At 44.9% G+C, this 7,376-nt stretch carries 7 protein-coding genes and 2 pseudogenes; 5 read left to right on the forward strand and 4 right to left on the reverse strand.

The window, feature by feature from the left end:
* Positions 1-90: 90 nt before the first annotated feature.
* Positions 91-339, reverse strand: a pseudogene (locus tag ACHBGV_RS09980) (DNA cytosine methyltransferase); the annotation flags it as partial.
* Here ACHBGV_RS09980 and ACHBGV_RS09985 point away from each other — a divergent pair.
* Positions 338-872: pseudogene (locus tag ACHBGV_RS09985) on the forward strand (DUF4143 domain-containing protein); the annotation flags it as partial. The pseudogenes ACHBGV_RS09980 and ACHBGV_RS09985 sit on opposite strands and share 2 nt — an antisense overlap.
* Here the strand turns inward: ACHBGV_RS09985 and ACHBGV_RS09990 are convergent.
* The 3 genes from ACHBGV_RS09990 to ACHBGV_RS10000 are packed head-to-tail and all read right to left on the reverse strand — an operon-like array spanning position 869 to position 4,555.
* Positions 869-2,128, reverse strand: coding sequence for a hydroxymethylglutaryl-CoA reductase, degradative (locus ACHBGV_RS09990; protein WP_125265368.1), 1,260 nt, complete (start codon positions 2,126-2,128; stop codon positions 869-871). The pseudogene ACHBGV_RS09985 and the gene ACHBGV_RS09990 sit on opposite strands and share 4 nt — an antisense overlap.
* A gap of 59 nt (positions 2,129-2,187) precedes the next feature.
* Positions 2,188-3,345 (reverse strand): hydroxymethylglutaryl-CoA synthase, encoded by a 1,158-nt coding sequence (locus ACHBGV_RS09995; RefSeq protein ID WP_172094572.1) that lies wholly within the window; start codon positions 3,343-3,345, stop codon positions 2,188-2,190.
* A gap of 25 nt (positions 3,346-3,370) precedes the next feature.
* Positions 3,371-4,555, reverse strand: a complete 1,185-nt coding sequence (locus ACHBGV_RS10000) for an acetyl-CoA C-acetyltransferase (RefSeq protein WP_394736255.1) — start codon at positions 4,553-4,555, stop codon at positions 3,371-3,373.
* Positions 4,556-4,838: 283 nt separating this feature from the next.
* On the opposite strand from ACHBGV_RS10000, the gene ACHBGV_RS10005 reads away from it, so the two are divergent.
* From ACHBGV_RS10005 to ACHBGV_RS10020, 4 genes are all read left to right on the forward strand, one after another.
* On the forward strand, positions 4,839-5,531 hold the full coding sequence (locus ACHBGV_RS10005) for a phosphoglycerate mutase (RefSeq protein WP_105161274.1): 693 nt from the start codon (positions 4,839-4,841) through the stop codon (positions 5,529-5,531).
* A 271-nt stretch (positions 5,532-5,802) separates the two neighbouring features.
* Positions 5,803-6,504 carry a discoidin domain-containing protein gene (locus tag ACHBGV_RS10010; protein WP_394736256.1) on the forward strand — a complete coding sequence of 234 codons (702 nt, stop codon included), beginning with the start codon at positions 5,803-5,805 and terminating at the stop codon, positions 6,502-6,504.
* 130 nt (positions 6,505-6,634) lie between these two features.
* Complete coding sequence (locus ACHBGV_RS10015) at positions 6,635-6,718, forward strand: LPXTG cell wall anchor domain-containing protein (RefSeq protein ID WP_394736257.1); 84 nt, start codon at positions 6,635-6,637, stop codon at positions 6,716-6,718.
* Between the two features lie 158 nt (positions 6,719-6,876).
* The gene (locus ACHBGV_RS10020) at positions 6,877-7,260 is read left to right on the forward strand and encodes a VOC family protein (RefSeq protein WP_105111248.1); all 384 of its coding nucleotides are present in this window, start codon (positions 6,877-6,879) and stop codon (positions 7,258-7,260) included.
* Positions 7,261-7,376 lie beyond the last annotated feature (116 nt).

Below are 7,376 nucleotides of genomic sequence, written 5' to 3' on the forward strand. Positions count from 1 at the left end.
CTAACTCTATTATACTACTTTACATATGAAAAAGCCGTTAGAAATACAATTCTAACGACTTTGTCTTCAGTCTGAAAGAACTCAACTATTTCAGTTGAGTTCTTTTATAAATTCTCCGATTTTTTTAACGATTTCTGTTACTAAGGCATTACCCATGAAAAACATTCGCATTTTATCAGAAACGTCAACAATAGTTCCGTCAGAAAGTTTTTTCTTAGCTGTCCAAACGTCTGGAAAGTCTTGCAGTCGCTCTGCTTCAATAGGTGTAATGAGGCGGTAATGCCCATTGACTTTTAAGAAGTGGGTAGAGCGATTGACAGTCCCCTCTGATGTTAGCATAAAAAATACCCTGATTAGTCAGGGTGTAAAAATCGCACATGCAACCTTGGAACAATATCTGAACAGCCTTACAGATAGCCTGCTCTTTTACGCAGTTCCTCGGTTTGATGTAAAAGGGTGTAGTCTCTTACAGCGTCTAGAAAAATACTACACAGTAGACCTTGGTTTTAGAAACCTATTGCTCCCAGATCATCAGGAAGATATTGGACATATGATTGAAAATATTGTATTTCTGGAGCTATGTCGACGTTATAGCAAGGCCTATGTTGGCAATGTCGATAAGTACGAGGTGGATTTCATTGCCGTCACGGAGCAGGGGCATTTTGCCTATTACCAAGTCAGTGAAACAACTCTTGAGCCTGAAACGCTTGAAAGGGAATTGCGTCCGCTGCAGAAGATTTCAGACAACTACCCCAAGTATATACTGACTATGGATACTATTCAACCCTATGCAAATTATGGTGGTATCGAGAAGATGAGCCTGCTAGACTGGTTAGTGGAGGCTTAAAAAAGAATCACCCCTCTTTTTTTAGTTTCTTCTCATTTCTTCTAACAATTTCTGTGCTGTCTCCAGATTGCTGTGTTTTTTTTGGCGCAGGAGGTGGGCTAGGTGGTCGACCTCCTTTTCGTGGGCGCCGGCTAGCAGGGCCAGGGATTTGGCATGAAGTTTCATGTGTCCCTGTTGGATACCAGTTGTGACCAAGGCGCGCAGAGCAGCGAAGTTCTGGCTGAGACCGACAGCGGCTATGATAGAAGCTAGTTGCCGCGCCTGTGGATGTCCCAAAATAGCAAAAGCTGCTTGAACCTTAGGATTGAGGCCAATTGAACCACCGACGGTAGCGATAGGCAGGGGCAGTGTGATGGAACCCACCAGCTCCTCGCCTTGGATTGTCCATGTCGAAAGACCGCGATATTGTCCGTCGCGACTGGCATAGGCGTGAGCGCCTGCCTCAACCGCCCGCCAGTCATTTCCCGTCGCAAGTACAAGGGCGTCAAGGCCGTTAAAAATCCCCTTATTGTGGGTGGCTGCCCGATAAGGGTCCACCTGAGCCAGTTTGCTGGCAAGGCTTATTTTTTTTGCCGTTTCTTGGGCAATGGCAGAGCTGATTGCTAGACTTGAGATGGCTATCCGACATTCTGCGGTCACTAGGGACTCCGTTGCATAGTTGGACAGAATCCCCATCAAGGCCTGACCTTGCGATAGAGTTTCCAAATGTTCTTTTATCCCTTCCAACATATTATTTAACATATTGGCGCCCATGGCCTCTTGGACGTCGGCCTGCAAGTAAACAATCAGAAATTCATCCTTTTGCTCGACGGTAATCTTTCTAGCGCCACCGCCTCGTTTGACAATAGATGGATGTGCGTCGTTGGCTAGTTGGAGCAGTTCTTCTTCCGCCTGACCAATGAGCTGACTAGCTCTGTTCATGTCAGGAACGTCGTAGAGTGCGACTTGACCAATCATAAGGCGGTTGTGGACGGTAGTGTTGAAACCACCCGACTTGGCAATCATTTTTCCACCTAGCGAGCAAGCGGCAACGACAGAGGGTTCTTCCGTGACCATGGGAATACTGTAGCTGATACCGTCAACCAGCAATTCTGGTACGACCGAGAAGGGCAAGGAGAAGGTTCCAAGGTGGTTCTCAGCCATTTTTCCTGCAACGGTTTCTGGGAGATTATCATCTTGCTGGAGAATGGCAATGGTTTTCTCATCTAGCTGATGAGCTTGACCTAGTAAGTCAATGCGTTCAAGCCGCGTTTTTTTGTAATATCCTGAGAAATGGGACATGATTTCCTCTTTCTATATGAGAAAAGCACCCTGGCTTGGCCAAGGGTGCCAGTTACTGACTAGTTTTTGATATAGATTCGTCTGTGGTCTTGGATTTTAGCTAGAGCAAATGGACTTTGGTCAGCAGGCAAGTCAGCAGAAGTGCCTGTTTCGTCCAATTCAATTTCTTCAAAGAAGATTTGTTCGTATTGGTCCATGCTCAAGCGTGTCCGCTGGTTGAGCTTGTCTAGGCGGTCCATTTCCAAGTGCTCTTGGTAGCCTTCGACTAGGCGGCCGCTAAAGATTTCACAGACAGCTCCGCTACCATAGCTATAAAAGAGGACTTGGTCATCTGCCTTGAGCGCTCTGCTATTTTCCAAAAGGGAAAGGAGAGAAAGGAAAATCGAGCCAGTATAGATGTTGCCGACCACCTTATTGTAAACGATGGCCTCTCGGAAGCGGTCAGAGAGGCGGGTCAGGGTTTCCTCGTCCTTGGCAATGGCTTGGAGGCCCTTGAGCCCCTGCTTTGAGAATGGGATATGCAGGCACATAGCCGCGAAGTCGCTGAGCTGTTGTCCAGTTTTCGCTTGGTAGTGGTCGAAGGTAGTAGTCAAGCAGTCAGTGTATTGTTCGGTTGAAAATTTGCCGTCAACACGCGGATATTTGTCATAGTTGGGACGCCAGAAGTCGTAGATGTCGCGGGTTTGGCAGACATTGTCATTGTTGAGGACCATGATGCGTGGGTCAGCAGTGACCAGCATGGCAACAGCGCCCGCACCTTGAGTTGGTTCACCGCCTGATGCGATACCGTATTTGGCAATATCACTAGCGATGACCAGAACTTTGGAGTCAGGGAATTGGTTGATGTGGCTTTTGGCTAGGCTGAGTCCGGCAGTTGCACCGTAGCAGGCCTCTTTCATTTCGATAGACCGTGCAAAGGGTTGAATACCGAGGAGTCCATGAATAGCCACGGCTGCAGCCTTACTCTGGTCAACACTTGATTCGGTACCAACGATGACCATGTCAATAGTTGCTTTATCTTCTTCGGTCAAGATGCTAGCCGCAGCCTGTGCCCCCAAGGTCACGATGTCTTGAGTCACAGGAGCCACAGCCATTTCAGACTGGAGCAATCCGATTTTAAATTTATTAGGATCAGCAGAGCGGGCTTGGGCTAAGTCAGCCAAATCTAATACAAAATCAGGTGCCGCAAAACCGATTTTATCAATACCAATATTCATAAAAATTCCTTTGTTTACAAGTGATTTATCTTGTGGTCGCCTTGGAAATGATGAGGGAAATTCCCTGACCGCCTCCGATACAGAGTGAGCAGAGGCCTAGATTTCCATTGCGTTTTTCTAGTTCGTGGATCAGCGTCACCAGGATGCGGCTACCGCTGGCACCGATAGGGTGTCCGAGTGCGATTGCACCTCCGTTGACGTTGACCTTATCTGCTGGGATGCCCAATTCCTTGACAACAGGAATGGACTGGGCAGCGAAGGCCTCATTGATTTCAAACAAATCAATGTCGTCCACTGTTTTTCCGAGTTTTTGTAGAGCTTTCTGGCTAGCTGGAATTGGTCCCAAGCCCATGTAGGCTGGGTCCAATCCGCTAGTTGCATAGGCCTCGATGAAGGCTAGAGGCTGGACATTCAACTCCTTAGCCTTCTCTTCTGACATGAGAACGAGAACTGCGCAGCCATCATTGATACCTGAGGCATTGGCAGCAGTCACCGTACCATCTTTTTTGAAAGAAGGGCGGAGTGTTGCTAATTTATCAAGAGGGGTCAATCGTGGGTATTCATCTGTGTCAAATATGACTTCTCCCTTGCGGGTTTGAAGGCTAATTGGGACAATTTCATCTACGAATGTGCCTTGGGCGATAGCCTGAGCAGCTTTTTCTTGGCTGGCAAAGGTGAAAGCGTCCTGTTCTTCACGAGTGACCTGATACCGCTCTGCAACATTTTCAGCGGTAATGCCCATGTGGTAGCCCTCAAAAGCATCCGTCAGACCGTCGGTCAGCATAGAATCTTCTAATTCCAAGTGTCCGAATTTAGCACCGAATCGGCTGTGCTTCGACAGGTAGGGTGCTTGACTCATGATTTCAATACCACCTGCAACGACGACGTCATTGTCGCCCAGCATGATAGACTGGGCTGCGAGCAAGACGGATTTGAGACCGGAACCGCAGACCTTATTAACCGAATAAGCAGAAGTTTCTTGCGGAAGTCCTGCTTTGACAGCAACTTGGCGGGCAATATTTTGCCCCTGACCAGCAGAAAGGACATTGCCAAAGATGACCTCGTCAATGCTCTCCGCTGGGATATTCTTTTTCTCTAGCGCCTGCTTGAGAACCTGGGCTCCCAAGTCGGCGATTTCTATATCTTTTAGACTACCTCCGAAACTGCCAATGGCAGAGCGGTAGGCAGACACGATAGCTACTTTATTCATGAGTACTCCGTGTTCATTATTATTGTTCAGTTCGCAAAGGATAAAAAAGTCCGGCATTTCTAGAGTGCGGAATCTCCTCTTGGATCTGTCGTGTTCAGCCTAACTATTATATCATGTTTTTGGCATAATGGATAAGAAGAAGGATAGGTCTGAGGGCTGAATTTTCAAGAAAAAATAATGAAAGCGTAAACAGCTTGTGGAAAAACTAGCATTTTTTACGCAATTCGTGTAAAATAGAGAAGTATAAGAGGGAAACCTCAAAATAAAAAGGAGAATCCATATAATGGTAAAATTGGTTTTTGCTCGCCATGGTGAGTCTGAATGGAACAAAGCTAACCTTTTCACTGGTTGGGCTGATGTTGATTTGTCTGACAAAGGTACACAACAAGCAATCGACGCTGGTAAATTGATCAAAGAAGCTGGTATCGAGTTTGACTTGGCCTTCACTTCAGTATTGAAACGTGCAATCAAGACAACAAACTTGGCTCTTGAAGCTGCAGATCAATTGTGGGTACCAGTTGAAAAATCATGGCGTTTGAACGAGCGTCACTACGGTGGTTTAACAGGTAAAAACAAGGCTGAAGCTGCTGCTGAATATGGTGATGAGCAAGTACACATCTGGCGTCGTTCATACGATGTATTGCCACCAGAAATGGCAAAAGACGATGAGCATTCAGCACACACTGACCGTCGTTATGCTCACCTTGATGGCTCAGTTATCCCAGATGCTGAAAACTTAAAAGTAACGCTTGAGCGCGCTCTTCCATTCTGGGAAGACAAGATTGCTCCAGCCTTGAAAGATGGCAAAAATGTCTTCGTAGGTGCACACGGTAACTCTATCCGTGCCCTTGTAAAACACATCAAGCAACTGTCTGACGATGAAATCATGGATGTGGAAATCCCTAACTTCCCACCACTTGTGTTCGAATTGGACGAAAACCTCAACATCGTGAAAGAGTACTACTTGGAAGCGTAATTGGTTGGACACCTGGACTTCGGTCTAGGTGTTTTTTGATGCTCGGATAGAATTATCACAACTTATAACTATGTTTGTATGACAACTAAATTCGTATATAAATAAATTATCAAGTGGATATATTCACAAAATGCTTGTGATTAAAATCATTCAATGAAAGACTCTTTTTGTAAGCGCTTCAATATGGATGATGTAGGTTTAGGAGGATGCATCAAAAGTGAAAACAATATAATTAATATAATAAAAATAGAGGTCTATGTTAAATGAATAAATTTTAAAGCAACTATTTGATAAGCGGCAACGTTTTTCTATCCGACGTTTTACTGTCGGTATGGCTTCGGTTGCGATTGGTCGGACAGAAAATGCTCACTTTGATGTGCACAGTCTTTTGCCAACTACAAGTTATCGATTCCGTGTGACAGCCCGTAATCCACTAGGTTCTTCAGAAGTATATGAGGTTCTCGAAACCAATACAATTGCTAAAGAGCCAAGCTTGAAAGTAGCAATTGTCAATGCAACTGCAAGCACGGCAGAACAAGCAAATGAACCATTAACCAATCTTTACGATGATGATGATAATACACTTTACCATAGTGATTGGAACAATAATCGTGCTGTTCCGTCAAGTCTAGTTATTGATTTGGGAGAAAGTACAGCTGTCGATCACCTAATTTATCGTCCTTGTGATAACGCTGGTAATGGAAATATTACTGGATTGAGCCTTGAAATTAGTCAAGATGGTGAGACATGGCAAGCAGTCGGTGAACCAACAACCTGGCTTCGTAATGCGAACGAAAAAGCTGCTCTTCTACCAGAGGGGACCGTTACTCGCTACATCAAGATTAACTGGCTATCAAGTGTGGGTGGCTATGTATCTGGTAATGAGTTGACTGTCATGGCGCCAGCAGCAGTCGTTGAAGAAGAATTGGTGACGGAAAAAGGGAACCAGCTTATCACTATCTGCCAGCTTTGAGTTCAAAGTACCAGCTGCACCTGTCACTACTTCAACAGTAGCTAGTCCAGAACCGGCTTCAACTTCTGAACTCTCAATTCCAACTGAGTCAGTAAGTCCAGCTTCAGCAACTCAATCAGAATCTGCTAGCTTGCCAAATACCGGAGATAGTCAATCAGTCCTTGCTCTTATTGGTCTTACAGGATTTGCAGCTCGCAAAAGAAATCATAGTTGATAGGGAGTGTTCATGACCATTGGTCTCAGGGGCAATAGGAATTGAGCATCAACTATATAAGGTGGACCGTCCTTGTGATGGTCCACTTTTCATATCAGATATCAGATTTTTCATGTATTTTATGATAGAATTTAAGTATCAAATAAAAGGAGTCTAACATGGCAAGTAAAAAAATGTTGCACGCTTGTTTGCGTGTTGAAAACTTAGAAGCTTCTCAAAAGTTCTACGAAGAAGCCTTTGGATTTAAAGAAACCCGTCGTAAGGATTATCCGGACCACAAGTTTACCTTGGTGTATTTGGCACTTCCAGGTGATGAGTTTGAGATTGAATTGACTTATAATTACGATCATGGTCCTTATGTGGTTGGGGATGGTTTTTCACACCTGGCTCTCTCTTCCGATGATTTGGAAGGGGACAATGCTAAGCACAAGGCGCTTGGCTATCCAACGACAGACCTCAGTGGACTACCAGGCAATCCAGGACGATACTATTTTGTAACGGATCCAGATGGCTACCGTGTGGAAGTTATTCGCGCAGACTAAGAGATGAAAAGGAGTCGAAAAAGTTCGGCTCTTTTTTATTTTTAAATTGTCAAATTAAGTTAGACTTTTTATATAACTCAGAAAAACTTGGTAAGGTGTTTGATAATTCAAAGACT

It is taken from the genome of Streptococcus sp. A34, from assembly GCF_043674115.1.
In the GTDB taxonomy this organism is placed as follows: domain Bacteria; phylum Bacillota; class Bacilli; order Lactobacillales; family Streptococcaceae; genus Streptococcus; species Streptococcus suis_V.